We start from the raw sequence: 25,427 nt of genomic DNA on the forward strand, positions 1-25,427 counted from the left end.
GCGTAGTGTCAGCCGATACTGTCATCGACTGATACACCGCCTTCGCGAGCAAGCCCGCTCCCACATAGAACCTCCCCCTGCTCAGGTGTGATGAATCTCCCGATCCTTGGTTTCCGGCAGGAAGAACGTGCCGAGAGCGGCCGTCATCACTGCGATGACAATGGGATACCACAGCCCGTAGTAGATATCCCCCGTGGCCGCCACCATGGCAAACGCCACCGTCGGCAGGAAGCCGCCAAACCAGCCGTTGCCGATGTGATAGGGCAGTGACATCGAGGTGTAGCGGATGCGCGCCGGGAACAGTTCCACCAGCCAGGCGGCAATGGGCCCGTAGACCATGGTCACGTAGATCACCAGGATGGTCAGGAGCAACAGCACCATCGGGTAGTTGGTCTTGGCCGGGTCGGCCTTCTCGGGGTAGCCGGCGTCCTTGAGGGCGGTGACGAGGGTGGCGGTAAAGGCGTCGTTTTTGGCCTTGAAGTCGGCGGCCGGCATGCCGGTGCCCTCGAAGCTCTCGATCACTTTCTCGCCGATGCGCACCTGCGCAACGGCGCCCGGCTCGGCGCTCACGTTCTTGTAGGGGATGGCCTTTTTGGCCAGCACGGTCTTGGCCAGGTCACAGGAACTGGTGAATTTGGCCTTGCCCACCGGGTCGAACTGGAACGAGCACTGGCCGGGATTGGCAACTACCGTGACCGGATTCTTCTCCTGCGCAATGAACACGTCCGGGCTACCGTACTGGGTCAACGCATGGAAGATCGGGAAATAGGTCACGGCCGCAAGGATGCAGCCAGCCATGATGATGCCTTTGCGCCCGATACGGTCGGACAGACTGCCGAAAATGACGAAGAACGGCGTACCGATCAGCAGCGAGCCAGCAATCAGTAGGTTGGCGGTCTGCGGGTCGATCTTCAACGTCTGCAACAGGAAGAACAGCGCATAGAACTGCCCGGTGTACCAGACCACCGCCTGGCCGGCGGTGCCGCCGAGCAGGGCCATGATCACGATCTTCAGGTTCTCCCAGCGTGCGAAGGATTCAGTCAGCGGCGCCTTGGAAGACTTGCCTTCGGCCTTCATTTTCACGAACACCGGCGACTCGTTGAGCTGCAGGCGGATGTACACCGAGATAATCAGCAGCAGGATCGACAGCAGGAATGGAATCCGCCAGCCCCAGGCCTCGAAGGCTTCGGTGCCCAGGGCGGTGCGGCAGGCGAGGATCACCAGCAGTGAAAGAAACAGGCCGAGGGTTGCTGTCGTCTGGATCCACGAGGTGAAAAAGCCGCGTTTGCCCTTGGGTGCATGTTCGGCCACGTAGGTCGCTGCGCCGCCGTACTCACCGCCCAGTGCCAGGCCCTGCAACAGGCGCAGGCTGATCAGAATGATCGGCGCGGCGACGCCGATGCTCGCATAGCCGGGCAGCAAACCCACCACAGCCGTGGAGATACCCATGATCACGATGGTGATGAGGAACGTGTGTTTGCGCCCGATCATGTCGCCCAGCCGACCGAACACGATGGCGCCGAAGGGCCGCACGGCGAAGCCTGCGGCGAAGGCGAGCAAGGCGAAGATGAAGGAGGTCGTCTCGTTGACGCCGGCGAAGAAGTGCTTGGCGATGATCGCCGCGAGGGAGCCGTACAGGTAGAAGTCATACCATTCGAACACGGTGCCCAGGGACGACGCGAAAATGACCTTGCGCTCCTCCCGGGTGAGGCCGCGGTTGGACGTGCTGCCCGTGGTTGCATTGTCGATTGCTGCCATGAGTATTCTCCGTCTTGCTCTTGTTGTAGGCCGGAGTTCCCACCAACACTTACCGTACCCAGGCCCTGGGGCTGATGTCGTCGGATTACGGGGCTTGCATTCAGGTTGACGCCAGAAAACGCTGCAAGGTTCCGTGAAGCATAATCACCTTGCGGTAGATATCCACTCGCGATCATTTGATTGAGCGGCGCGCAGAAACAAATGTGGGAGCGGGCTTGCTCGCGAATGCGGTGGGTCAGTCAGCAAAGATTGCGCCTGACACACCGCATTCGCGAGCAAGCCCGCTCCCACATGGGGATTTTGCAAGGCTTAAACGCGGAACTGATCCATCAAACTCTGCTGCTGGTTCGCCAGGCTGTTGATCTCCTCGGCCACGCGCTTTGCTCTTCGGCAGCACTGGAGATCGCAATCCACTGCACACTCAGAGTCCCCACGAGCTTTGACACCGAGCCGACTCTGCGGCAAAGTGCGCGCCCTCTAATAAAACCCATTCCTTTTATCCGCTGGCGGCTTTCGCAGACTGCCGGACGGACTCTTTCCGTTTGTCACGAGGTAACGAAATGAATGCAGTCATTGCCGCGGTCGGCATCATGCTGATCCTCAGCCTGTCCCGCGTGCATGTGGTGATCGCCCTGATCGTCGGTGCGCTGGTCGGTGGTTTGACCGGTGGCCTGGGGATCGAGGCGACGCTCAAGGCTTTCAACAGCGGCCTCGGTGGCGGGGCGACGGTGGCGTTGTCCTACGCCTTGCTCGGTGCTTTCGCCGTGGCCATTGCCAAGTCCGGCATGGCCCATGCGCTGGCCGACAAGGCCCTGGCGATGGTCGATCGCCAGCACGCCAGCGGCGGTGGCCAGGTCAAATGGCTGCTGATCGGCCTGCTCTGGGTCGTGGCCATCGCCTCGCAGAACATCTTGCCGATCCATATCGCGTTCATTCCGTTGCTGGTGCCGCCGCTTCTCTACGTGTTGACCAAGCTGCAACTGGACCGTCGCCTGATCGCCTGTGTCATGACCTTCGGTTTGATCACGCCCTACATGTTCCTGCCGGTGGGCTTCGGCAACATCTTCCTCAATGAGATCCTGCTGGCCAACGTCGCCCGCAGCGGTGTGGACATCAGCGGCATAAACGTGACCCACGCCATGGGCATTCCGGCCCTGGGCATGGTGGCGGGCCTGCTGATCGCGTTTGTCAGCTACCGCAAGAAGCGTGTCTACGACCTGGCGAAGATCGAACAAGTCGAGCAAGTGGCGGTGCAATACAACCCGCTGAGCCTGATGGTGGCCGGCGTGGCCATCGCGGCGGCGTTCATCATTCAGTTGTTGCTCGATTCGATGATCATCGGTGCACTGGTCGGCTTCCTGATCTTCTCGGTGTCGGGCATCGTCAAATGGCGCGACACCGACGACCTGTTCACCGAAGGCATGAAAATGATGGCGATGATCGGCTTCATCATGATCGCTGCCTCCGGGTTTGCCGAAGTGATGAAGGCCACCGGCGAGGTGCAGACGCTGGTCGAGTCGTCGGCGTCGTACATCGACCACAGCAAAGGCATTGGCGCCTTGCTGATGTTGCTGGTGGGGTTGCTGGTGACCATGGGCATCGGCTCGTCGTTTTCCACCGTGCCGATCCTGGCGGCGATCTTCGTGCCGCTGTGCGTGCAACTGGGCTTCAGCCCGCTGGCGATCGTGTGCATCGTCGGCACGGCCGGTGCCCTGGGCGACGCCGGTTCGCCGGCTTCGGACTCGACCCTGGGCCCGACCTCCGGCCTGAACATCGACGGCCAGCACCATCACATCTGGGACACCGTGGTCCCGACCTTCCTGCACTACAACCTGCCGCTGCTGGCGTTCGGCTGGGTGGCCGCGATGGTCCTGTAACCCCCGAAGCCCCTGTGGGAGCGGGCTTGCTCGCGAAGAGGGCGTGTCAGTCACTATAAATGTTGTCTGACACACCGCTTTCGCGAGCAAGCCCGCTCCCACAAGGGATCTTCTGCGGACCTGACGGCCGCGTTCAACTTTTGACCCGGCGTGCCGTTAAAGCTTTTAACCACGCCAACAAAATCAAAAGAGTGAACGTCATGCGCATGAGCCTCAAGGCCAAAGTCCTGTCCCTTGCCGTCCTCCCGGTGTTGCTGTTTGCGCTGGTCATCAGCCTGACCACGCTGTTCATTCTTCAGGATCAGGCGCGCAAGGAAGTCGAGCAGACCCGCGAGCGCCTGCTCGGCGATGCCAAGGCGACCCTGCAAAGCTACGTGGCCGTGGCCATGACCACGATCAAACCGCTCTACGACGCGGCCCCCCCTGGCGATGAGGCGGCGCGGGCCCAGGTGATCAAGCTGCTGTCGAGCATCACCTATGGCAAGGACGGCTACTTCTTCGGCTACGACTCCAACACCGTGCGCCTGTTCAAGGCCAACAGCCCCGAAGGCGTGGGCCAGAGCTTCAAGGACAACCGCGACCCGAACGGTGTCTACGTCAACCGCGACCTGGTGAAAGTCGCCAGGGACGGTACGCACTACCTGCAATACAGCTCGACATTGCCCGGCAATACCCAGGTGCTGGTGCCAAAGCTCGGTTACACCGAATACCTGCCGAAGTGGGACATGGCGGTCGGCACCTCGGTCAACCTCGACGGCATCGAAGCACAGGTGGCCGTGGTCGAGGCCAAGGTCCAGGAGCGCATGCAAGGCATGGTGCTGAGCATCGTCGGCGTGGCAGTCGTGGTGCTGTTGGTGATCGCTGCCGCCGGGATGTTGCTGGCCAACACCATTCTGCGTCCGCTGCATTTGATGAAAGCCAACCTCGACGACATCGCGGCGGGCGAGGGCGACCTGACCCGTCGCCTGACCATCACCAGCCAGGACGAACTCGGTGAACTGGCCGGCTCGTTCAACCGTTTCGTCGACAAGATCCACGGTTTGGTACGGCAGATCACCGAAATGACCTCGCAACTGACCGGGCTGGTGAATCAGGTGTCCGACCAGGCCAATCGCTCGGATCAGGCGATGGAACGTCAGCGCCATGAGACCGATCAGGTGGCCACGGCGATCAACCAAATGTCGGCGGCGGCCCAGGAAGTGGCCAAGAGCGCGCAGAACGCCGCGGTGGCAGCCCAGCAGACCGACGAAGAAGGGCAGGCGGCCAAGCGCGTGGTGGCCGGCAGCATCGAGAAGATCCATGCCCTGGTGGACGACATCCGCAGCAGCGGCGTGTCCCTCGACAGTCTGCAAAAAGACGTGTCGTCGATTGTCAGCGTGCTTGGGGTGATCCGCTCGATTGCCGAGCAGACCAACCTGCTGGCGCTCAACGCGGCCATCGAAGCCGCCCGCGCCGGGGAGGCCGGGCGCGGCTTTGCGGTGGTGGCCGATGAAGTGCGGGCGCTGGCCAGTCGCACGCAAATCAGCACCCAGGAAATCCAGGGCATGATCGACCGCTTGCAGGCCGGCACCCGGTCGGCGGTGGAGGCGATGCGTCGCTCCAGCGAGGCCGGCGACGGCACCTCGGCCCAGGCCAACGAGGCGGGGGCTTCGCTGGACGCAATGGCGCAGCTGATCGCGACCATCAATTCGATGAACGCGCAGATCGCCAGCGCCGCCGAAGAACAGACCGCCGTGGCCGAAGAGATCAACCGCAGCGTGCATCAGATTGCCGTGGCGGTGGACAGCGTCGCCGACGAAACCCAACTCGGCGCGCAGACTTCACGTAGCCTGGCCGACCTCGGTCAGCGTCTGGGCAGTCTGGTTGGACAGTTCCGTATCTGACGGTACAAATACGAAACCTGTGCTAGCTTGCTCGCGAAGAGAGAGTTGCGGTCGACAGTAATGTGACTGATACATCTTTCTCGTGAGCAGGCTCACTTCCCTACGGGGGTACGGCGTTCAATCCATGTTCTGTCCCGACAGGGCACTACGCCAAAGCATTCAACAAAAGAGTCGATCACCGTTTGTCTCCCCCCATACAGAACCCCAACTTGGCCACACCTTGTTGGTATCAGGTTCACCCTCAATGATGTCATCTGCCCCAATCCCGAGTTGAGTCTGGGCTCTTGAACGATTGCCCTGAAAGAAACTTTCTCGGGTAAAGGCCCTTGGATTTCTTTACTGCGCAGCTATGTTTTCAAGTGTTAAGTGCTCTGGTTGTTATAGCCAAATAGTATTGAATGGCTGTCAGATCTGACAGTTGTTGGAGTTGGCCGATTGGGTTTTTACTTTACAGGCGTAGAGAGGTAGCTGAAAAAATCTTTAGAAAAAAAACAGGGAGCTGACTATGAGGTTTTCTCGACTCTCATGTTTCATCCTGGTTGGCTGCTGTGTTGTTATTGTGGCACAGGCGCTAGATATACCAAGTTCAGTGGATTGGCGTACCAAGGGAGCTGTCACCAGAGTGAAGCAACTAGGGAGTTGTGGCTCTGGCTATGCTTTTTCAGCCGTGGGTGCCTTGGAGGGGGCATTGTTTTTGCAAACTGAAAAACTGGTTGAACTCTCTGAGCAGCAAATACTGGATTGTAGTGGTGAGCAAGGTAATCAGGGTTGTGATGGGGGGCTGATGGATTACACCTATGACTATGTTAAGAAAAACGGTATTCAGTCAGAGGAGTATTACCCTTACACAGGGGACGGTGGACGTTGTGATGCTGGCGTAATCAAGGCTGTTGCAGCAAATACGGTTACCTATTCGAATATACCTCAGGGCGACGAGGAGGCATTACGCCAGGCTGTAGCCAAAGGGCCCGTATCGGCGGCGATTGACGCTTCTGACAACTTTCAAAATTACGCTGGTGGAGTATTGGATGATGATAGTTGCGGTGAAGATGATTTGAATTACGCCGTGCTTGTTGTTGGTTATGGTACCGAAGATGGAGAGGATTATTGGCTGGTGAAAAACAGTAGGGGGCCAGATTGGGGGGAGGGCGGGTATATAAAGATGTCCAGAAACAAAGATAATCAGTGTGGCATTGCCTCTTACGCGTCATTCCCTGTCCTTGAAAAGCGGATAATTTATCAAGGACTCAAGTAGTGAACGAATAGGTAGCCAATCAGTTCCTGCAGTCGCGCTGCGCTTGCGCTGAGCGGCGTGACGATGATCGCGGCGTGGCAGTCGACCCCTTTAGCGAGATGTACGCGACATCCTTGCCAACTCCTACACTGAAAAGCACGGGCTGTATTTCATCGCCTTCCGACGACTACCTATTCAGGAGCAAACCCATGACTGACCGCATCTGTGATTGTCCAAAATGTAACTGCAAACTCGGTGAACATCCGATCGTGCGTCACGGCAAGCACTATTGCTGTGAAGCCTGTGCCAAGCATCACGAGCACGGCGAGGAGTGCGCTTCTCAAGGCTGCAAGTGTGCCCACTGAAAACCACGGCACACGCAAAAGTGGAGCCTAGTCTGGCTCCACTTCCAGCCTGAGACTGTCATCCTCCAGACGTTCGCTGTGGCGCACGGTGCCCTGCAAGCGCCGCCCTTCGACCCGCAGCACCAGGGTCCTGGCTTGCTCCAGATCTTCCGGCAGTGGCGCCGGGACGCGAATGGCGAAGCAGAATGGGTCATTTTCGACCTGTTCCAGCCCGATCCGGCACTCGGTGCTTTTGGTGATGCGGCCGGTCGGCGTGTCCAGACCGTAGTCCAGCTGCGCAGGGCTGTAGACGGGTGTTGCGCTCATGTCCCTTCCCCCCGAACCTGATGGTCAACGGATATTAGTTCGCCGGCCGCCACTTGACGTTTTCCACGCCGAATTTTTCAGCCATCGGCTTGCTGGTCTTTTGCACCTTCTCGCGTCCGAATCGGGGGATTCGCCCCACCCCCGCATCACAGCTCGCCCAATGCCAGGCTTCTGCGTTATCCAATTTTTCCAGGCGGATGATGAATGATTTCTGAGCGCCGTGGAGGGTGTACTCGATGACGAATAATTTTGCACTGTTCATAAAGCCCCGATTCCTCCCTGTTGTACATAAAAGGATCGCGTGCCATCAGGAAAATTCACTCGGATTGTCGGAAAGCGGTGGTTGCTGGCGACAAGTTCGACGCCCCGTTACCATGGAACCATCCCGCACCCCAATGAACATTGACCATGGCCCTCGCAGCCCCTCCCAACTTGAGTGATATCGATGTGCCGGTGCAACCGCTGGCTCGCACCTATCCGCGCGGGTTGTACATCGGGCCCCTTGAGCACGTCTGGGGCCAGTTGCTGTATGCGATGAACGGGGTGATGTGGGTCGAAACGTCCCATGAGGCACTGGTGGTGCCGCCGCAGCGGGCGGTGTGGTTGCCACCCGGTGTGCCCCACGGGATTCGCGTGGTGTCCGATCTGCAAATGCGCAATATCTACCTGCGACCTACTTTGGCGGCGACTCTGGATGACAGCGTTGAGGTGATCGAGGTCGGCGGCTTGCTGCGTGAATTGATCGTCGGCCTACTACCTCGTGTCACTGGCCATCGGTCTGGGCGTCGGTCTGCTCTACGGCGCCCTGGATTTTCGTTCCCCCGCACCCCCGGCCATCGCGCTGGTGGGCCTGCTCGGCATGCTCGCCGGCGAAAAGCTCTGGCCGATGGGGCGGGGGCTGGTGGCTGGCTGGATCTCCTGAACCCTTTTCGACTCGATGGATACGCCCATGAAAGCTCTGCAATTCGATAAAACCGGTGATCTCTCGGCCCTGCGCTACGTCGAGGTGCCTACGCCTGTGCCCGGCGCCGATGAAGTGCTGGTCCAGATCAAGGCCGCCGGCCTCAACCCCAGCGATGTGAAGAACGTGCTGGGGCGTTTTCCCTACACCACCTTGCCGCGGATTCCCGGTCGTGACTTTGCCGGGGTTGTCGTGGCCGGCCCGCAGGCGCTGATCGGTCAGGAAGTCTGGGGCACGGGCAAGGAACTGGGCTTTTTCGCCGACGGCTCCCACGCGCAATTCGTCAAGCTGCCAGCCAACGGCGTGGCGCTCAAACCCACGCATTTGAGCTTCGCCCAGGCCGCCAGCCTCGGCGTGCCGTACACCACGGCGTGGGATGCGCTGGAGCGCAGCCTGGTGACGGCCGAAACCCGATTGCTGGTCATCGGTGGCGGAGCGGTCGGCAGTGCCGCGCTGGCCTTGGCCAGGGTGCGCGGTGCCCGGGTGCTGGCGGCCGCGCGGCGTCCGGAGCAGGTCAAGGACTTGCAGGATCAGGGTTATCAGACCCTGCAACTGGATATACCCGAAGACCTCGGGGCTCAGGTCAACGCCGTGTATGCCGGCGGCGCCGACGTGATTTTCGACACCACCGGTTTCTGGCTGTCGGCCTCGGTACCCGCCCTGGCCGCGTTCGGCCGCATCGCGATCATTGCAGCACCCGTGGACGGACACGTGCAGTTGCCGGCCCTGGCGTTGTATCGCAAGGGTGGCTCGGTGGTGGGAATCAACTCGCTGCTGTACGGGGTGCAGGCGTGTGCGGCGATGCTCGAGCAGTTCGGCCGGTTCTTCGATCAGGACCTGTTGCCGTTGCCGCAGGGACTGTTCGAATCACCATTGGCTGAAGGACTGGAGCGCTATGCCGAAGTGAATCAAGGCAGCGGTGACAAGGTGATTCTGCTACCTTAACCCACCCCCTGTGGGAGCGGGCTTGCTCGCGAAGGCGTCGGCACTGTCAACATCCATGTGACAGGAATACCGCCTTCGCGAGCAAGCCCGCTCCCACAAAGTCCGTGGCTGTGCAACGCCTTGTGCGTGCCTCGCTCTGCTAGAATCGGCCCCATTGACCCAATGAGGTACCCCCTATGAGCGAGCCGATTCGCCTGACCCAATACAGCCACGGCGCCGGTTGCGGTTGCAAGATTTCCCCCCAGGTGTTGGAAGTGATCCTGGCCGGCAGCGGGGCGCAGAACCTCGACCCGAAGCTTTGGGTCGGCAACGCCTCGCGCGATGACGCGGCGGTGTATGCCATCGATGAGGAACGCGGCGTGGTCTCGACCACGGACTTTTTCATGCCGATCGTCGACGATCCCTTCGATTTCGGCCGAATTGCCGCCACCAACGCCATCAGCGACATCTACGCCATGGGCGGCGATCCCTTGATGGCGATTGCGATTCTGGGCTGGCCGGTGAACGTGCTGGCGCCGGAAGTTGCCCGGGAAGTGATACGCGGCGGGCGTTCGGTGTGTGACGCGGCGGGCATCCCGCTGGCAGGCGGGCACTCCATCGACGCACCAGAACCGATCTTTGGCCTGGCCGTCACCGGCCTGGTGGAAAAGCGCCACATGAAGCGCAACGACACCGCCACCGCCGGTTGCCTGCTGTATCTCACCAAGCCACTGGGTATCGGCATCCTTACCACCGCCGAGAAAAAGGGCAAGTTGCGTCATGCCGACATCGGCCTGGCCCGGGACTGGATGTGCACCCTGAACAAACCTGGTAGCCGTTTCGGCAAGCTCGACGGCGTGACCGCGATGACCGACGTCACCGGTTTCGGCCTGCTCGGGCACCTGGTGGAAATGGCCGACGGCAGCCAGCTCACGGCGCGCATTGAATATGACCGCGTACCGCGCCTGCCGGGGGTCGAGTATTACCTGGAACAGGGCTGCGTACCGGGCGGGACGCTGCGCAATTTCGACAGCTACGCCAGCAAGCTCGGACGCCTTCAGGAACTGCACAAACGCGTGCTCTGCGACCCGCAGACCAGCGGCGGCCTGCTGATTGCCGTGACGCCTGAAGGCAACGAGCAATTCCTCTCGGTGGCCGCCGAACTGGGCCTGAGCCTGGAACCGATCGGTGAACTGGTCGAGCGACAGAGCAACGCAGTCGAGGTGTTTTGATGTTCGTCGACTGCACTGATTACCGCGACATCTTCCTCAACGACCGGCCAATGATGGACGCCCGCGCGCCCGTCGAATTCAACAAAGGCGCGTTTCCCGGCGTGATCAACCTGCCGTTGATGAATGACCATGAACGCCAGCGGGTCGGCACCTGCTACAAGCAGCACGGCCAGCAAGCGGCCATCGTGCTGGGGCATCAACTGGTGTCGGGCGCGGTCAAGGCCGAACGCATCCAGGCCTGGGCCGATTTTGCCCGGGCGCATCCGGATGGCCTGCTGTATTGCTTTCGCGGCGGCCTGCGCTCGCAGATAGTCCAGCAATGGCTCAAGGACGAGGCCGGCATCGACTATCCACGGGTGGGCGGCGGCTACAAGGCCATGCGCACCTTCCTGCTGGACACCCTCGATCAAGCCGTGACCCAGTGCGATTTCGTCCTGTTGGGCGGGATGACCGGCACCGGCAAAACCGAGGTGCTCACGCAACTGGGCAACGCCGTGGACCTTGAAGGTCATGCCAACCATCGCGGCTCCAGTTTCGGTAAACGCGCCACGGGCCAACCCTCGAATATCGACTTCGAAAACCGCTTGGCCGTAGACGTGCTGAAAAAACGCGCCCGGGGCATCGAGCAGTTCGTATTGGAAGACGAAAGCCGTGCGGTGGGCAGTTGTGCGCTGCCGTTGCCGTTGTACCAGGGCATGCAGCAATTTCCGATGGTCTGGCTGGAAGACAGTCTGGAAGGGCGGGTCGAGCGGATCCTGCGCGATTACGTGGTGGATCTGTGCGCCGAATTCATCGACGTGCATGGCGATGACGGCTTTGCGTTGTTTTCCGAGCGCTTGCTGGCGAGCCTGAACAATGTGCAGAAACGCCTGGGCGGTGAACGTCATCGGCGCATGCTGGTTTTGATGGAGGATGCGTTGGCCGAGCAAGCCCGCAGTGGCGCGGTGGATCTGCACCGGGGCTGGATCGAAGGGCTGCTGAGTGAGTATTACGATCCGATGTACGCGTTTCAGCGGGAAAAGAAAGACGCACGGATCGAGTTTGCCGGGGAGCGGGGGGCGGTTCTCGAGTATCTGCGCGAGCGGGTGAATCAGAAGGGTTGAAGGTGCTTTTGCCGGCCCCTTCGTCGGAACGCCGCCCGGAGCAAGCCCGCTCCCACATTTAATCAGCGCTGGTCACAAAATTTGTGTTCGCTGGAGATCGAATGTGGGAGCGGGCTTGCTCGCGAAGAGGCCCGATCAAGTAACGCAAAACCTCAGGTCGGGCAGGTTTCAGCGCCATTATCCAGACCTTGCTTGTACACATGGCTCTGCAAACTGGCCTTGCCGTTGTGCCAGGTCAGGGTCAGCACATACAGCGAGTCGTAGTCGCTGGACTCCCAGTCATCGGTAATGGTCACTTTCTTGCCGGTGGCGTCGCCGGCCACCTTGTTGATCAGCTCCGGCAAGTAGCCGTGGGACCAGGCCGTGTAGATGACCGCGTTGTGATACTTGTCGTGGATCAGTTCATTCGCCAGGTCACTGGTGTCATTGGCGGAAAAATTGATGTTCACCGGCAGGCCCAGCTTGATGGCACTGGGGCTGATGGTCATCAGGGGGCGGATGTAACTGTAGGAATTGTCGAACTCGCCTTCCTCGACGTTACGGGTCGGGTTCGCCGCGAACACATAGTTGGCCTTGCCGAACTTTTCCGGCAGTAGCGTGGCCAGGTCGATGGCGCGGTTCAGTCCCTGGCAATTGAGCTGGCCCAGACCACCGTCGGGTTTTTCCCCGTGGCGCAGGAAAACCAGCGTCTGGGTGCCATCCATTGGGTGGGCGCGACTCAGGCCGGATTCCAGCGACAGGAACAACGCGCTGACCACCAAGAGGGCGGGCAATAAAAGGTAAGCGCGATGTTTGAAGCGTTTGGCAAAATTGAACAGATTCATGAGTAAAGGTGTCTTCAGCGCAATTCGGTTAAGGCTGACAAACCTTTACACCACGATTGTCCTGCGTCGGGTGTTTTCCATGTCATTGAAGCCGGTCCGTTTTCAAAGGGGTGGTGCTCAGAGTCCCCTGAACCCGTTTGGTTCGATTCCGGCCGAGTGCGCGGCAATTTACCGGTAACCTTCATGGGTTTGCAGCGAAGGTTATCGACAGGATGTTGCACAATTGTGGACACCCTACACCGGATGGCGTTGAAACAGTCGTGATCTCTTTTGATCTCGCCTATCAGCCAGATTAATGGCGTCAAGGGCTCGCTGACCCGATATCTACATTATGATCGTCGCTCTCAATGTCTTCGTGGATCCCGCCCATGACCGATCTGTCCGCATTCCCCATCACCCGCAAATGGCCTGCCCAGTACCCGGAGTGGATTCAGCTGTACTCCTTGCCGACCCCCAATGGCGTCAAGGTCTCGATCATGCTCGAAGAGATCGGCCTGCCGTATGAACCTCACCGGGTAGGTTTCGACACCAACGACCAGATGTCCCCGGAATTTCTTTCCCTCAATCCCAACAACAAGATCCCGGCGATCCTCGACCCCCACGGTCCGGACGACCAGCCGCTCGCGCTGTTCGAATCCGGAGCGATTCTGATCTACCTGGCCGACAAGAGCGGGCAACTGCTGGCCCAGGAATCGGCAGCGCGCTACGAAACGATCCAGTGGCTGATGTTCCAGATGGGCGGTATCGGTCCGATGTTCGGCCAGCTCGGGTTTTTCAACAAATTCGCCGGCAAGGACTACGAAGACAAGCGTCCCCGTGACCGCTACGTCGAGGAAAGCAAACGCCTGCTCAAGGTGCTGGATGGTCGCCTGCAAGGGCGCGACTGGATCATGGGCGAACGCTATACCATCGCCGACATCGCCACTTTCCCGTGGGTGCGCAACCTGATCGGTTTCTACGAGGCTGGCGATCTGGTAGGCATCCAGAACTTCCCTAACGTCACGCGGGTGCTGGAGCGTTTCCTGGCGCGGCCGGCGGTGGTGCGCGGGTTGCAGATTCCAAGTCCCGTTTCAGGTTGAACCCCATCCCCTGTGGGAGCGGGCTTGCTCGCGAAGGCGTAGTGTCAGGCGACATCTACAGTGACTGACACACCGCTTTCGCGAGCAAGCCCGCTCCCACAGTGGATCTGTGTTGCATGCAGGAATTGTTGCCCAGCCTGCAAGAGTTTGTTGATCACCCAGGGTTTGTGTCCCGCGCCGCGCAGGGCATAAGCTTCGCCTACCTGCGACTTTCGTCTCGTCCTCTGAAATTCAGGAATGCCCATGTCCAGTCAGTTCCCCGAAGCACGCCCACGCCGTCTGCGCCGCAATGCGAGCCTGCGCAGCCTGTTCCAGGAGACCGAGTTCAGCCTGAACGACCTGGTGCTGCCAATTTTCGTCGAAGAAGAAATCGACGAATTCGTGCCGATCAAAAGCATGCCGGGCGTGATGCGCATTCCCGAGTCGAAACTGGCTGGCGAGATCGAGCGCTACGCCCGTGCCGGGATCAAGTCGGTGATGACCTTCGGCGTGTCTCATCACCTGGACAGCAGCGGCAGCGACACCTGGCGCGATGACGGCCTGGTCTCGCGCATGTCGCGCATCGCCAAGGACGCGGTGCCGGAAATGATCGTGATGTCCGACACCTGTTTTTGCGAGTACACCGACCACGGCCATTGCGGCGTGCTGCACAACCATGAAGTCGACAACGACCAGACCCTGATCAACCTCGGCAGGCAAGCCGTCGCGGCGGCCCGTGCCGGTGCCGACGTGATCGCCCCGTCGGCGGCGATGGACGGGCAGGTCCAGGCGATTCGTCGGGCGCTCGACGCCGCCGGGTTTAGCCAGACGGCGATCATGGCCTATTCGACCAAATTCGCCTCGGCGCTCTATGGCCCGTTCCGCGAGGCGGGCGGCAGTGCGCTCAAGGGCGACCGTAAAAGCTACCAGATGAACCCGATGAACCGCCGCGAAGCGGTGCGCGAGTCGTTGCTCGACGAACAGGAAGGCGCCGATGCGCTGATGGTCAAGCCGGCCGGTGCGTACCTGGACATCATCCGCGACATCCGCGAAGCCTCGCGCCTGCCGCTGTCGGCCTATCAGGTGAGCGGTGAGTACGCGATGATCAAGTTTGCCGCCCAGGCCGGGGCCATCGATGAAGACCGTGTGGTGCGCGAGAGCCTGGGGGCGATCAAGCGGGCCGGGGCGGACCTGATCTTTACGTACTTTGCGATGGATCTGGCCTTGGCCGGGATCTAAGGACCACCGCATACCCCCTGTGGGAGCGGGCTTGCTCGCGAAAGCGGAGTGTCAGTGATAGATGCATTGACTGACACTCCGCTTTCGCGAGCAAGCCCGCTCCCACAAGGGATCTGTGTTGAATCAGGTCGCGCCAAAAAACGGCCGGATCCCGTGATCACGGAAATACCGTTCGATCACTTTCGGGTCCGAGCAGGTTTCGGCAATCGCCACATAGGTATCGGGCCGCAACAGATAAAATCCGTTGCGCCCCAGGCCCGCCGCTTCGAACGCCGGTCGCCAGTCGAACACATGCAGTGGCAGGTGGTGCTCGTGGCACCAGGCGATCATCTCGTCGCTGCTGTCGCCATAGACATGCACCTGCCAGGTCAGGCACTTGAGCGACTCGAAATTATCCCCCTCACCGTCATGGGCCCAGGGCAGGCGATCGCCACCATGCACGTGCCCGGCAACGCCCGTGCTCAGCGGCATTCCACGATAATTCAGGGTGATCTGCGACACCGTGCGAAACAGGAACTGGCGGGAGGTTTCGAACGAGGTCATTTTCGGTAACAAGAACGGGGCCAGGCGCGTACGCAGCAAATCGGCAATCGGTCCGTCGGCGGTGACGAAAGTGAAGACCCGGTCGGTGGTGGCCACCAGTTTGCGCGCAAACGCGATGCGCTCGGTTTCATAGGTGTCGAGCAGCCTGGCCTCGGCACCGCCGCTCAACACGGCCGCCAGTTTCCAGGCCAGGTTGATGGCGTCGCCAATCCCGGTGTTCATGCCCTGGCCGCCCGCCGGGCTGTGCACATGGGCGGCATCACCGAGCAAAAACGCCCGGTCCTTGCGGAAGTGATCCGCCACCCGGTGATGTACGCGGTAGGTCGAGAACCAGTTCAGTTGCTCGATCTGCACCTTCATATGTTCGATCGCCCGACTGCTGACGTCCTCGAAGCGCAGGGTCTCGGCGTGTTCGGCGCGCTCGTCCCGCACTGTGCCGATCAAGCGCGCGCGACCACTGCTGGCCAACGGGAATACGGCGAGGAAGTCTGCCTCGTCGAGATCCACATGCAGTTCGCCATTGAATGTCGGGCCGCTGGCCTGCACGTCGGCGACGTAGAAAATCTGCTGGTAGGTCCCGCCGGGAAATCCGGTATCCAGGATCTTGCGCACAATCGACCGGGCACCGTCGCACCCAGCCAGGTAACAGGCCTGGCAGATTTCCTGCTGGCCGTCGGGCAGGTGCAGCGTGGCCGTGATGCCGTCTGCGGTTTGCTCGAAGCCTGCCAGTTCAGTGTTGCGTTCCACCGTGATGCCGAAGGTTTCCAGGCGATCGATCAGCAGCCGTTCGTGTTCGTCCTGCGGGAAGATCTCGAGAAACGAGTAGGGCGTCAGGCCCTCACCGATCTGGGACAGGGGCAGGTGCGCCACGGGCTCACCCTTGACCCAGAAGTTGCCGGCCTTTACTTGATGGCCGTGTTGCACCACGGCGTCGTCCAGCCCGAGCTGGCGATACAACTCCAGCGTCCGTGCCTGGACGGCCAGTGCCCGGGACGTGGTGCCAGGGGCGGAGGTTTTGTCGACGATCCGCACGCGCACGCCCAGTTTGCTCAGCCACAACGCCAGGACCAGCCCGGTCGGGCCGGCGCCGATGATCAACACGTCGCTGCGGTGCATGAGCCTGTCCTCCTCCTCGCTGTGTGAATCAAGTATGGTCCAGTCGGGGAGGGCGGCAACCGTCGGACTGCCACGGACGTAGCCGCTGACCTGCCATTGGTCGTATGGTTGGCCCGGACAAACGGACTAGATGGAACGACATGCAAATCAGATTGATCACAAGCGTCGGCGTGTTGCTGGTATTGGCCGGTTGCGGCAGCCAGCGGACCCAGGAACCGGTGGCGCGCAGCCCGGCCGAAGTGAAGGCCGAGATTGTGCGTTTGCTGCCGGCCAAGGCTGCCGATCCCCAGGGTTGGGCCAGGGACATCCAGGTGGCGTTTATCGCGCAAGACATCTCGCCGACCACGCAAAACCTGTGCTCGGTGCTGGCGGTGACTGAACAGGAGTCGACCTTTCAGGTCAATCCGGGCGTACCGGGCCTGGGCAAGATCGCCCGCGACGAGATCGACCGTCGCGCCGCCAAGGCACACATTCCCGGCCTGCTGGTGAGCAGTGCGTTAAAGCTCGATTCGCCCAACGGCAAAAGCTACAGCAACCGCCTGAATGCCGCGCGCAGTGAAAAGGAGCTGAGCGCCATTTTCGACGACTTCATCGACATGGTACCGATGGGAAAAAAACTGTTCGGCGGCTTCAATCCGGTGCATACCGGCGGGCCGATGCAGGTCGGCATCGATTTTGCCGAGCAGCAGGCCAAGGGCTATCCGTACCCGGTGAAGGGCTCGATTCGCCATGAAGTGTTCACCCGGCGCGGCGGCATGTATTTCGGCATCGCGCATTTGCTCGGGTATCCGGTGAGTTACCCACAGCCGTTGTACCGCTTTGCGGACTTCAACGCGGGTTGGTACGCCAGCCGTAACGCCGCGTTCCAGAACGCAGTGAGCCGGGCTTCCGGTATCCCGTTGGCGCTGGATGGCGACCTGGTGCGCTACGGTTCGATCATGCCCGGTACCACGGAACTGGCCGTGCGTACCCTCGGCAAGCAACTGGACATGCGCAATCCGACGATCCGCGAGCAACTGGAAGAGGGGAAAACCCTGGCGTTCGAAGACAGCAAACTCTATCGACGGGTTTTCGAACTGGCCGAACGGGCCGAGGGCCGGCCGTTGCCCCGTGAAGTGTTGCCCGGGATCGTGCTGCAAAGCCCGAAAATCACCCGCAAACTCACCACCGCGTGGTTCGCCAAGCGGGTCGATGAGCGTTACCAGCGCTGCATGGTGCGGGCAGGGAAGTAATCGCGGTGCAAAAAAAAAGCATAAAAAACCCGGCGGGTGAGGCCGGGTTTTCCTTGAGTCCTGCGGTAAAGCACTGCATTCAGACAGCGCGGCTTTCGATCAGACGGTCCGAGCCACCTTCAGCGACGCGGTTTTGCAGCAGCTTGTCGGAACCACCTTCAGCAACACGTTTTTCCAGCAGGCGATCCGAACCACCTTCAGCCACACGATTCTCGATCAGGCGATCCGAACCACCTTCGGCCACACGGCTTTCAATCAGACGATCCGAGCCGCCTTCAGCGACCACAGGTTGAGCAGACGTAGCGGCGAAAGCGTTAACTGCGAAAACCGAGAAAGCGATGCTGAGGAGGGTCTGGCGTTTCATGATGGTGTGCTCCGGGGTGCTTATGGGTGGGTATGGAGCAGATGTTACGCCGGGGATTTTTTAAGAGAACTTCATTGACGTGATGGTGAACATCGACGGCAATGATAGGACCGACGACACACCCCTTGTGAGCGTGATGGGGCGATCGTCGGATGGCCGTGGTGTGGCGGGTGGCGGCTTCTACACTGGATAGCTGGCGCGTTCCTCTGCCGGGACGATTGATGAGGCACTGCAGAGATCGCGGTGTGCAAGGAGACGTTTATGTACCAGCTCTACGGTTATCAGAACTCTGGGGCGGCGGCCATCGAAGCCGCCCTTGAACTCTGTGATATTCCTTATCGCTTCATCGATGTCGAGGCATCCGCGGAGGCGGCCCAGGCGCTGGAGAAGCTCAATCCGCTCAAACAGATCCCGACCTTGCAGCTACCCGATGGCGGCACCCTGACCGAGAGTGCGGCGATCCTGATCCACCTCGGGCTGACCTTTTCCGCATCGGGATTGTTGCCGCAGGATCCCGCCGAGCGGGCCCAGGCCATTCGCGGCATGGCGTACATCGTCAGCAATTGCTATGCGGCCATCGGCATCATTGATTACCCCGAGCGCTGGCTGGCCGAGGCGGATGAGTCGTCCAGGCAGAACCTCATGGAGGGCGCCCGCCGGCGCCTGCACTGGAGTTGGGAGGTGTTTGCCGATCAGTTCTCGGGCGAGTTGTACCTGGGCAGCGAGAAGCCAGGGGCCCTGGATGTGCTGGCGGCGGTGATCTCGCGATGGGCGGGCAGCCGGGAACATTTGCGCAATGCCCGGCCGGGTTTTTTCGCCTGGCTGGAACGCATCGACCGCCACCCGGCACTGGCACCGGTGTTCGCCCGGCATTGGCCGGCCTGAATACACTACTCACCCTGTGGGAGCGGGCTTGCTCGCGAAGACGTAGTGTCAGTCAACATTAATGCTGCCTGACACTACGTCTTCGCGAGCAAGCCCGCTCCCACAGGGGATCCACGGCGTGTCGACTTATTCCCCGCGAATGTACTGTTCCAGCTGCTTGATCAGTTCCGCCTGTTCGGCAATGGCTTCCTTGACCAGGTCGCCGATCGACAGCAGGCCGATCAATTTGCCGCCTTCGACCACCGGCAAGTGACGCAGGCGTCTATCGGACATGATGCCCAGGCAGGTCTCCACGGTTTGATGGGTGTCAACGGTAATCACCGGCGATACCATGATGTCGCGCACCGGCGTGCCCACCGAAGAGCGGCCGTGCAGCACCAGTTTGCGCGCATAGTCCCGTTCGCTGATGATGCCCAGCACTTCATCATTCTCCACCACCAGCAAGGCGCCGACGTTTTTCTCGGCCATCTTCATCAGTGCTTCGAGCACCATGTGGTCGGGTTTGATCTGGTGCACTTCCTGGTTTTTCTGATCTTTGAGCTTGAGCAGTTGGGCGACGGTTTTCATGGTGGTTACTCGGGTGTTGTCGTTGTTCTTGAAGAATCGTAGACGCGAGCGTTCAGGGCAAGGGCGAATGCGGCAGATAACACGCAAAAAACGTCATTTGGCGGTTTTTCTTGGGTAAACCTCTCATTTAAGGCCAGCAAGCTACCTGTGGGAGCGGGCTTGCTCGCGAAAGCGGACTGTCAGCCAACAAGGATGTTGAATGTGCTGGCCCCTTCGCGAGCAAGTCGGATCGCCGCACCGCCGCTCCCACAGGGTCGGTGTCTGCCTGATAGACCGGCGACGAACGCGCTATCGCGACTGATGACGGGTAGAATCACCCTCTGAATCAGTTTCGAGGTTTGCAGTGGTGGATCTACAGCAGGGCTTCGTCCTGACCCGGCATTGGCGCGACACCCCGGCCGGTACGGAAGTCGAATTCTGGCTGGCGACCGACAGCGGTCCCCGGCGTATCCGCCTGCCTCATCAACCGTCGGTGGCATTCATCCCCGCCGTGCAGCGTCAGGCGGCCGAAAGCGTTTTGCATGACGAGAAGAACGTCGAACTCAGGCCCCTGGCCCTGCAGGACTTCGAACATCGCCCGGTCCTCGGTCTTTACTGCCAGCAACACGGCCAGTTGATGCGCCTGGAAACCGCGCTGCGCCGGGCCGGTGTCGAGGTGTTTGAAGCCGACGTGCGCCCGCCGGAACGCTACATGATGGAACGCTTCATCACCGCGCCGGTGCGCTTCAGTGGCACGCCGAATGCCGAGGGCCTGCTGCTCGACGCGCAGATGAAACCCGATCCGGACTACCGGCCGAGCCTGAAACTGGTGTCCCTGGACATCGAGACCACCGCTCAGGGCGAGTTGTATTCCATCGCCCTGGAAGGTTGCGGCGAGCGTCAGGTGTACATGCTCGGTCCACCCAATGGCGACGCTAGCCAGGTGGACTTCCAGCTCGAATACTGCGAGTCGCGGACCCTGTTGCTGAAAAAGCTCAACGAATGGTTTGCCCGGTTCGACCCCGACGCGATCATCGGCTGGAACGTCGTGCAGTTCGACTTGCGAGTGCTTCACGAACACGCCCGGCGCTTGGCGGTACCGTTGAAACTGGGGCGTGGCGGCGAGGAAATGCAGTGGCGTGAACACGGCAGCGGCAACCATTACTTCGCGTCAGCCGCTGGCCGCTTGATCATCGACGGTATCGAGGCCCTGCGTTCGGCGACCTGGAGTTTCCCCTCGTTCAGCCTGGAAAACGTCGCGCAAACCTTGCTCGGCGAGGGCAAGTCCATCGACACCCCGTACCAGCGCATGGACGAAATCAATCGCATGTTCGCCGAGGACAAACCGGCGCTGGCCAAATACAACCTCAAGGACTGCGAACTGGTCACGCGAATTTTCGCCAGGACCGAGCTACTCACCTTCCTGCTGGAGCGAGCCAGCGTCACCGGTTTGCCGGCCGATCGCATGGGTGGTTCGGTGGCGGCGTTCACGCACCTGTACATGCCGCTGATGCACCGTCAGGGTTTCGTAGCGCCGAACCTCGGTGGCAAGCCACCCGAAGCCAGCCCCGGCGGTTTTGTCATGGATTCGCAACCGGGACTCTACGAATCGGTGCTGGTGCTCGACTACAAAAGCCTCTATCCGTCGATCATCCGCACCTTCCTGATCGATCCCGTGGGGCTGATTGAAGGGCTCAAGCACCCGGACGACAGTGAGTCGGTGTCGGGTTTTCGTGGCGCGCGCTTTTCTCGCACCCGGCATTGCCTGCCATCCATCGTCGCCCGGGTGGCCGAAGGCCGGGAAACCGCCAAGCGCGAACACAACGCGCCGCTGTCCCAGGCGCTGAAGATCATCATGAACGCGTTCTACGGTGTGCTCGGCTCCAGCGGTTGTCGCTTCTTCGACACGCGCCTGGCGTCGTCCATCACCTTGCGCGGGCACGAAATCATGCTGCGCACCCGCCAGTTGATCGAGGCCCAGGGGCACGCGGTGATTTACGGTGACACCGATTCGACCTTCGTCTGGCTGCGTCGCGCCCATGGCCAGCAGGAAGCGGCGCAGATCGGCCAGGCGCTGGTGGCGCACGTCAATCAGTGGTGGCGTGAGCACGTGCAGCAGGAGTACGGCCTGCAAAGCGTTCTCGAATTGCAGTTCGAAACCCACTACAAGCGCTTTTTGATGCCGACCATTCGCGGCGCCGAAGAAGGCAGCAAAAAGCGCTACGCCGGACTGGTCACCCGTGACGATGGCCGCGACGAAATGGTCTACAAAGGCCTGGAAACCGTGCGCACCGACTGGTCGCTGCTGGCCCGGCAATTCCAGCAGGAGCTGTATTCGCGGATCTTCCTGCGCAAGCCCTACCAGGATTATGTGCGTGACTACGTGCGCAAGACCCTGGCCGGTGAGTTCGATGACCGGCTGATCTACCGCAAACGCCTGCGCCGCACCCTCGACGACTATCAGCGCAACGTACCACCCCATGTGCGCGCGGCGCGCCTGGCCGACGAGTACAACGACCGGCAGGGGCGCCCGCGCCAGTACCAGAATGGCGGCTGGATCAGCTACGTGATCACCGTTGCCGGCCCTGAGCCGCTGGAAGTGCGCAGCGCGCCCATCGACTACGACCACTACATCACCCGGCAGCTGCAACCGGTGGCGGACGCGATACTGCCGTTTGTCGACGACGACTTCTCAACCCTGGTTGGTGGGCAACTGGGCCTGTTTTGAGTCCATCAGCGACAGGGTCCAGTCATCCAGGATGCCGTGGAAGTACTGGTTCAGGGCTTGCTGGAAAAGGCTGTCGGCGTCGGTGACCTGGGAAAACAGGGTCATCGAGGAATGAAACTTCAGGTCGTCGGGATGGCCGAAAATCCCTGCCACCGAGCTCTCCCGGATGTTCAGCACTTCCTGGGTGCAGGTGCGTAGCCGGGCGCCCAGCAACGGATGCTCAAGGTAGGCCAGGGCTTCCTCCCGCGAGCGGATGGCAAAGCGGCGTGACATCTCGCTGTCGCCGAGCCCGGCAAACTGCGGAAAAATGAACCACATCCAGTGACTGCGCTTGTGTCCGTTGTTCAGCTCGTTTTGAACCCGGTCGAATACCGGGTCCTGAGCCTGGAGAAAGCGTTGCAGATTGAACGGGTCCAGGTGGTCGGTGCTTCTCATGGCGAAGCTCCCTGACAGACTGCGTTGACTCAGACCATGGCCAACGGCTGTTTGCGTTGTGGCGCGCGAAACACTTGGTCCAGCGCCTCCAGATCCCCGGGTTCAAGCTGCAATGTTGCGGCTTGGGTATTGAGCCGCACATGCTCGGGTTGGACCGCTTTGGGGATGGCGATCACTCCTTCCTGACGCAGTATCCATGCCAGTGCCACCTGTGCCGGTGCGACGCCGTGACGGACGGCCACCTGCTTGAGCGTGACGTCGAAGAGCATTTTACCGCCTTGGCCAATCGGGCAGTACGCCATGATCGGCAACTGTTGCTGTTGGCTCCAGGGTAATAAATCAAATTCTATGCCCCGTTGTGCCAGGTTGTAGAGCACCTGATTGGTGGCACAGGCCGGGGCGTCCAGTTCCAGCAAGTCGTCGAGGTCGAAATTGGACACGCCCCAACGACCGATCTTGCCGTCTTCGCGCAGGCGCTCGAAGGCTTCGACGGTTTCCTCCAGTGGATACTGGCCGCGCCAATGCAGCAGATACAGATCGATGTAATCGGTGCCAAGCCTGCGCAGGCTTCGCTCGCACGCCTGGGGAATGCCCTGGCGGCTGGCATTGTGCGGGTACACCTTGCTGACCAGAAAGACGCTGTCACGCTGGCCGGCGATGGCATCGCGGACCACTTCCTCGGCGCCGCCTTCGGCGTACATTTCCGCGGTGTCGATCAGGCTCATGCCCAGTTCGATGCCCTGGCGCAGTGCCGCGACTTCTTCCGTGTGCCGTGAACGGTCTTCGCCCATCTGCCAGGTCCCCTGGCCGATGACCGGGACCCTGGCGCCAGCCAGTTCAAGCGTGCGCATGCAAACCTCCTTTATGAATGCCGATGGTTGTTTCAGTGGGCAGCAGAATAGTCCATCGGTTCCGCCGCAGGCGGTGATCTCTTGAGCTGCAGCCTGCCGGTGATCGATTGCTCTGTGCCGATACTGCACTTTTTCGAAATGTCCGGCTCTATCCATGGCAGCCTGCGGCGATCCCCACCGCCGGCCCATGCCCAAGTCCAAGAACCCATGGCTCGAGTTTCACCCGCAATCACCACAAAAATCCGCCGTCATTGCCTGCTGCTGGCAGGTCTGTCGATGTTCTTCGTCACCGGATGCAGCCAACAGCAGGGCGGCGACATCATCAACCAGATGCGCGAAGGCAAACCCCAGGAGTTCCTGCAAACCAGCGTCGACCGCATGGCCACGCTGACCATGCGCGACAACCTCGACAGCCTTTACCTGCTGATGAGCAAGCTCTACCTGCGTAACCCCGATGAGCTGAAAAAATCCGGTTTCCTCGATGCCCGTACCGCCGGCAAGCAAGTGCGTATGGCCATTGAGATGCAGGAGCCATTACCGACCCTGGGCGGCAAAAAGGACCTCGCGGCCCTGCGCTTTGCCATGAGCCCGGAGTTTCTCGGCGACCGGGTCGGGGCGTTCATCTATGCCATCGGCAGCATGCTGGTGACCGCCCATGGCAATCGCCTGGAGTTCTACATGACCGATACGATCAACCCGGTATTCGTCAGCAATGCCGCGCGCAACATCGAGATCGCCACCTGGATCCTCAGCCAGCGACAGAACAAAGAAGGCCAGCCCTTGCTGTTCTCCAACGAAATCTCGGAGGAGGGCAGCAACCTGAGCTTTGCCGTCGAGTTCGGCAAGATCGTCGCCCGGCTGGACCTGCTGACCCAGATGCTCGACGAACGCTACCGGCGCATCGGCCTGAACTATGCGCAGAGCCTGCTGTTCCTGAATTTCCTGCCGGTGCAGTGAATCCAGTACGAAACCCTGTGGGAGCGGGCTTGCTCGCGAAAGCGGTGTATCAGCCACACAAATAGTGACTGACACGACGCCTTCGCGAGCAAGCCCGCTCCCACAGGGTGGCATGACACTTCAGGGCATAAAGATAGATCGCATCGATATAACTTGTTATAAGAAATATCGCTATGCTGCGGTCCAGATTTCCCCTGCGATCTTTGTGGAAGTATTCATGGATTTAGTGAACATCGGATTGGTCGTTGCCGGGCTGGTCGTCGGCTTCATCGTCGGTATGACTGGCGTGGGTGGCGGGTCGCTCATGACGCCGATCCTGTTAGGGTTCGGCATCAACCCGGCGACGGCGGTCGGTACCGATCTGCTGTACGCCGCCATCACCAAATCCAGCGGTGTACTGGTTCACCGCAAGAACAACAACATCGACTGGGCGATTACCGGCTGGCTGACCTTGGGCAGCGTGCCGGCGGTGGTGTTGACGCTGTGGTTCCTCAGTACCCTGCACAGCGCCCCCGAGGCGATGAACGCGATCATCAAGCAGGCCCTCGGTTTTGTGTTGTTTGCCACGGCACTGGCGATCCTGTTCAAGAAGCGCCTGCTCGACTTCGCCCACAAACGTGCGGGCGGCAACTACAACCCCAGCGGATTGCGCTTGAACGTGATGACGGTCATCACCGGGCTGGTCCTTGGCACCATGGTCGCGCTGACGTCCATCGGCGCCGGCGCACTGGGCACCGTGGCACTGTTCATTCTCTATCCGATGCTGCCGACCCGCCGCCTGGTGGGGACTGAAATCGCCCACGCCGTGCCGCTCACCCTGGTCGCGGGCCTTGGCCATGCCAGCATGGGCAACATGGATTGGCACGTCCTGGGTTACTTGCTGGTGGGCTCGTTGCCGGGGATTTACCTGGGCAGCCACCTGACCGGGCGCATCTCCGACGAACTGCTGCGCCCTTGCCTGGCGACCATGCTGTTGTTGATCGGCTACAAACTGGCGTTCTGATTC

At 60.7% G+C, this 25,427-nt stretch carries 23 protein-coding genes and 3 pseudogenes; 17 read left to right on the plus strand and 9 right to left on the minus strand.

Translation table 11 applies throughout. From position 1 onward, the window contains the following. Window positions 1–81 precede the first annotated feature (81 nt). The gene (locus AC3IT6_RS09290) at window positions 82–1,758 is read right to left on the minus strand and encodes an MFS transporter (RefSeq protein WP_489354971.1); all 1,677 of its coding nucleotides are present in this window, start codon (window positions 1,756–1,758) and stop codon (window positions 82–84) included. Window positions 1,759–2,318: 560 nt separating this feature from the next. Between AC3IT6_RS09290 and AC3IT6_RS09295 the strand changes: the two genes are divergently transcribed. The 5 genes and pseudogenes from AC3IT6_RS09295 to AC3IT6_RS09315 all read left to right on the plus strand — a co-directional run bounded on the left by AC3IT6_RS09295 (window position 2,319) and on the right by AC3IT6_RS09315 (window position 7,117). After that, the gene (locus tag AC3IT6_RS09295) at window positions 2,319–3,635 is read left to right on the plus strand and encodes a Na+/H+ antiporter family protein (protein ID WP_056722503.1); all 1,317 of its coding nucleotides are present in this window, start codon (window positions 2,319–2,321) and stop codon (window positions 3,633–3,635) included. A gap of 206 nt (window positions 3,636–3,841) precedes the next feature. Beyond that, window positions 3,842–4,612: pseudogene (locus AC3IT6_RS09300) on the plus strand (cache domain-containing protein); the annotation flags it as partial. A 315-nt stretch (window positions 4,613–4,927) separates the two neighbouring features. After that, window positions 4,928–5,518: pseudogene (locus AC3IT6_RS09305) on the plus strand (methyl-accepting chemotaxis protein); the annotation flags it as partial. A gap of 505 nt (window positions 5,519–6,023) precedes the next feature. Beyond that, window positions 6,024–6,773, plus strand: coding sequence for a C1 family peptidase (locus AC3IT6_RS09310; protein ID WP_489354972.1), 750 nt, complete (start codon window positions 6,024–6,026; stop codon window positions 6,771–6,773). 188 nt (window positions 6,774–6,961) lie between these two features. Next, window positions 6,962–7,117, plus strand: coding sequence for a metallothionein (locus tag AC3IT6_RS09315; protein ID WP_489354973.1), 156 nt, complete (start codon window positions 6,962–6,964; stop codon window positions 7,115–7,117). 27 nt (window positions 7,118–7,144) lie between these two features. Here AC3IT6_RS09315 and AC3IT6_RS09320 read toward each other — a convergent pair whose 3' ends face one another. Together AC3IT6_RS09320 and AC3IT6_RS09325 are read right to left on the minus strand one after the other, a co-directional pair. Continuing rightward, window positions 7,145–7,423, minus strand: coding sequence for a hypothetical protein (locus AC3IT6_RS09320; RefSeq protein ID WP_223449302.1), 279 nt, complete (start codon window positions 7,421–7,423; stop codon window positions 7,145–7,147). 34 nt (window positions 7,424–7,457) lie between these two features. Further along, entirely contained in the window at window positions 7,458–7,685 is a 228-nt protein-coding gene (locus tag AC3IT6_RS09325; RefSeq protein ID WP_150725797.1) for a DUF6555 family protein, read from the minus strand. Between the two features lie 146 nt (window positions 7,686–7,831). On the opposite strand from AC3IT6_RS09325, the pseudogene AC3IT6_RS09330 reads away from it, so the two are divergent. The 5 genes and pseudogenes from AC3IT6_RS09330 to mnmH form a co-directional block, all read left to right on the plus strand. Next, window positions 7,832–8,179, plus strand: a pseudogene (locus AC3IT6_RS09330) (AraC family ligand binding domain-containing protein); the annotation flags it as partial. A gap of 4 nt (window positions 8,180–8,183) precedes the next feature. Then, window positions 8,184–8,345 carry a DUF1427 family protein gene (locus tag AC3IT6_RS09335; RefSeq protein ID WP_489356507.1) on the plus strand — a complete coding sequence of 54 codons (162 nt, stop codon included), beginning with the start codon at window positions 8,184–8,186 and terminating at the stop codon, window positions 8,343–8,345. A 27-nt stretch (window positions 8,346–8,372) separates the two neighbouring features. Next, a complete protein-coding gene (locus tag AC3IT6_RS09340) occupies window positions 8,373–9,329 on the plus strand; it encodes a quinone oxidoreductase family protein (RefSeq protein WP_489354974.1) in 957 nt (318 codons plus the stop codon). Window positions 9,330–9,505: 176 nt separating this feature from the next. After that, entirely contained in the window at window positions 9,506–10,540 is a 1,035-nt protein-coding gene (gene selD, locus AC3IT6_RS09345; protein WP_489354975.1) for a selenide, water dikinase SelD, read from the plus strand. Further along, window positions 10,540–11,643 (plus strand): tRNA 2-selenouridine(34) synthase MnmH, encoded by a 1,104-nt coding sequence (mnmH, locus tag AC3IT6_RS09350; protein ID WP_150753146.1) that lies wholly within the window; start codon window positions 10,540–10,542, stop codon window positions 11,641–11,643. The genes selD and mnmH overlap by 1 nt, the downstream gene beginning before the upstream one ends. Window positions 11,644–11,795: 152 nt before the next feature. On the opposite strand, the gene AC3IT6_RS09355 is transcribed toward mnmH, so the two are convergent. Continuing rightward, entirely contained in the window at window positions 11,796–12,467 is a 672-nt protein-coding gene (locus AC3IT6_RS09355; protein WP_489354976.1) for a histidine phosphatase family protein, read from the minus strand. A gap of 368 nt (window positions 12,468–12,835) precedes the next feature. Here AC3IT6_RS09355 and AC3IT6_RS09360 point away from each other — a divergent pair, with 368 nt between their 5' ends. After that, entirely contained in the window at window positions 12,836–13,546 is a 711-nt protein-coding gene (locus tag AC3IT6_RS09360) for a glutathione S-transferase family protein (RefSeq protein WP_056722490.1), read from the plus strand. Between the two features lie 243 nt (window positions 13,547–13,789). Continuing rightward, window positions 13,790–14,764, plus strand: coding sequence for a porphobilinogen synthase (gene hemB, locus AC3IT6_RS09365; RefSeq protein ID WP_489354977.1), 975 nt, complete (start codon window positions 13,790–13,792; stop codon window positions 14,762–14,764). A gap of 123 nt (window positions 14,765–14,887) precedes the next feature. On the opposite strand, the gene AC3IT6_RS09370 is transcribed toward hemB, so the two are convergent. Continuing rightward, window positions 14,888–16,423: an FAD-dependent oxidoreductase gene (locus AC3IT6_RS09370; RefSeq protein ID WP_489354978.1), complete on the minus strand. Its 1,536-nt coding sequence runs from the start codon at window positions 16,421–16,423 to the stop codon at window positions 14,888–14,890. Between the two features lie 140 nt (window positions 16,424–16,563). Between AC3IT6_RS09370 and AC3IT6_RS09375 the strand changes: the two genes are divergently transcribed. Beyond that, window positions 16,564–17,655 (plus strand): DUF1615 domain-containing protein, encoded by a 1,092-nt coding sequence (locus tag AC3IT6_RS09375; RefSeq protein WP_489354980.1) that lies wholly within the window; start codon window positions 16,564–16,566, stop codon window positions 17,653–17,655. A gap of 79 nt (window positions 17,656–17,734) precedes the next feature. Here AC3IT6_RS09375 and AC3IT6_RS09380 read toward each other — a convergent pair whose 3' ends face one another. Next, a complete protein-coding gene (locus AC3IT6_RS09380) occupies window positions 17,735–18,019 on the minus strand; it encodes a hypothetical protein (protein WP_413704388.1) in 285 nt (94 codons plus the stop codon). A 261-nt stretch (window positions 18,020–18,280) separates the two neighbouring features. On the opposite strand from AC3IT6_RS09380, the gene AC3IT6_RS09385 reads away from it, so the two are divergent. After that, window positions 18,281–18,904 carry a glutathione S-transferase N-terminal domain-containing protein gene (locus tag AC3IT6_RS09385; RefSeq protein WP_489354982.1) on the plus strand — a complete coding sequence of 208 codons (624 nt, stop codon included), beginning with the start codon at window positions 18,281–18,283 and terminating at the stop codon, window positions 18,902–18,904. A gap of 126 nt (window positions 18,905–19,030) precedes the next feature. Here AC3IT6_RS09385 and AC3IT6_RS09390 read toward each other — a convergent pair whose 3' ends face one another. Beyond that, complete coding sequence (locus AC3IT6_RS09390; protein ID WP_007987990.1) at window positions 19,031–19,471, minus strand: CBS domain-containing protein; 441 nt, start codon at window positions 19,469–19,471, stop codon at window positions 19,031–19,033. 346 nt (window positions 19,472–19,817) lie between these two features. Between AC3IT6_RS09390 and AC3IT6_RS09395 the strand changes: the two genes are divergently transcribed. Further along, entirely contained in the window at window positions 19,818–22,178 is a 2,361-nt protein-coding gene (locus tag AC3IT6_RS09395; protein WP_489354984.1) for a DNA polymerase II, read from the plus strand. On the opposite strand, the gene AC3IT6_RS09400 is transcribed toward AC3IT6_RS09395, so the two are convergent. Then, a complete protein-coding gene (locus AC3IT6_RS09400) occupies window positions 22,143–22,613 on the minus strand; it encodes a DUF1810 domain-containing protein (protein WP_489354986.1) in 471 nt (156 codons plus the stop codon). The two genes, AC3IT6_RS09395 and AC3IT6_RS09400, sit on opposite strands and share 36 nt — an antisense overlap. A 29-nt stretch (window positions 22,614–22,642) precedes the next feature. Beyond that, complete coding sequence (locus AC3IT6_RS09405; protein WP_489354988.1) at window positions 22,643–23,464, minus strand: aldo/keto reductase; 822 nt, start codon at window positions 23,462–23,464, stop codon at window positions 22,643–22,645. A 207-nt stretch (window positions 23,465–23,671) separates the two neighbouring features. Here AC3IT6_RS09405 and AC3IT6_RS09410 point away from each other — a divergent pair, with 207 nt between their 5' ends. Then, window positions 23,672–24,421 carry a hypothetical protein gene (locus AC3IT6_RS09410; RefSeq protein WP_489270818.1) on the plus strand — a complete coding sequence of 250 codons (750 nt, stop codon included), beginning with the start codon at window positions 23,672–23,674 and terminating at the stop codon, window positions 24,419–24,421. A gap of 217 nt (window positions 24,422–24,638) precedes the next feature. After that, window positions 24,639–25,424: a sulfite exporter TauE/SafE family protein gene (locus AC3IT6_RS09415; protein ID WP_150725814.1), complete on the plus strand. Its 786-nt coding sequence runs from the start codon at window positions 24,639–24,641 to the stop codon at window positions 25,422–25,424. Window positions 25,425–25,427: the final 3 nt, after the last annotated feature.

The organism is Pseudomonas sp. KH_017, from assembly GCF_057840285.1.

Bases quoted from the DNA above. Each gene is read 5' to 3' on its own strand.
- AC3IT6_RS09290 (WP_489354971.1), bottom strand. From the start codon at position 1,758: ATGGCAGCAATCGACAATGCAACCACGGGCAGCACGTCCAACCGCGGC.
- AC3IT6_RS09295 (WP_056722503.1), top strand. From the start codon at position 2,319: ATGAATGCAGTCATTGCCGCGGTCGGCATCATGCTGATCCTCAGCCTG.
- AC3IT6_RS09310 (WP_489354972.1), top strand. From the start codon at position 6,024: ATGAGGTTTTCTCGACTCTCATGTTTCATCCTGGTTGGCTGCTGTGTT.
- AC3IT6_RS09315 (WP_489354973.1), top strand. From the start codon at position 6,962: ATGACTGACCGCATCTGTGATTGTCCAAAATGTAACTGCAAACTCGGT.
- AC3IT6_RS09320 (WP_223449302.1), bottom strand. From the start codon at position 7,423: ATGAGCGCAACACCCGTCTACAGCCCTGCGCAGCTGGACTACGGTCTG.
- AC3IT6_RS09325 (WP_150725797.1), bottom strand. From the start codon at position 7,685: ATGAACAGTGCAAAATTATTCGTCATCGAGTACACCCTCCACGGCGCT.
- AC3IT6_RS09340 (WP_489354974.1), top strand. From the start codon at position 8,373: ATGAAAGCTCTGCAATTCGATAAAACCGGTGATCTCTCGGCCCTGCGC.
- selD (WP_489354975.1), top strand. From the start codon at position 9,506: ATGAGCGAGCCGATTCGCCTGACCCAATACAGCCACGGCGCCGGTTGC.
- mnmH (WP_150753146.1), top strand. From the start codon at position 10,540: ATGTTCGTCGACTGCACTGATTACCGCGACATCTTCCTCAACGACCGG.
- AC3IT6_RS09355 (WP_489354976.1), bottom strand. From the start codon at position 12,467: ATGAATCTGTTCAATTTTGCCAAACGCTTCAAACATCGCGCTTACCTT.
- AC3IT6_RS09360 (WP_056722490.1), top strand. From the start codon at position 12,836: ATGACCGATCTGTCCGCATTCCCCATCACCCGCAAATGGCCTGCCCAG.
- hemB (WP_489354977.1), top strand. From the start codon at position 13,790: ATGTCCAGTCAGTTCCCCGAAGCACGCCCACGCCGTCTGCGCCGCAAT.
- AC3IT6_RS09370 (WP_489354978.1), bottom strand. From the start codon at position 16,423: ATGCACCGCAGCGACGTGTTGATCATCGGCGCCGGCCCGACCGGGCTG.
- AC3IT6_RS09375 (WP_489354980.1), top strand. From the start codon at position 16,564: ATGCAAATCAGATTGATCACAAGCGTCGGCGTGTTGCTGGTATTGGCC.
- AC3IT6_RS09380 (WP_413704388.1), bottom strand. From the start codon at position 18,019: ATGAAACGCCAGACCCTCCTCAGCATCGCTTTCTCGGTTTTCGCAGTT.
- AC3IT6_RS09385 (WP_489354982.1), top strand. From the start codon at position 18,281: ATGTACCAGCTCTACGGTTATCAGAACTCTGGGGCGGCGGCCATCGAA.
- AC3IT6_RS09390 (WP_007987990.1), bottom strand. From the start codon at position 19,471: ATGAAAACCGTCGCCCAACTGCTCAAGCTCAAAGATCAGAAAAACCAG.
- AC3IT6_RS09400 (WP_489354986.1), bottom strand. From the start codon at position 22,613: ATGAGAAGCACCGACCACCTGGACCCGTTCAATCTGCAACGCTTTCTC.
- AC3IT6_RS09405 (WP_489354988.1), bottom strand. From the start codon at position 23,464: ATGCGCACGCTTGAACTGGCTGGCGCCAGGGTCCCGGTCATCGGCCAG.
- AC3IT6_RS09410 (WP_489270818.1), top strand. From the start codon at position 23,672: ATGGCTCGAGTTTCACCCGCAATCACCACAAAAATCCGCCGTCATTGC.
- AC3IT6_RS09415 (WP_150725814.1), top strand. From the start codon at position 24,639: ATGGATTTAGTGAACATCGGATTGGTCGTTGCCGGGCTGGTCGTCGGC.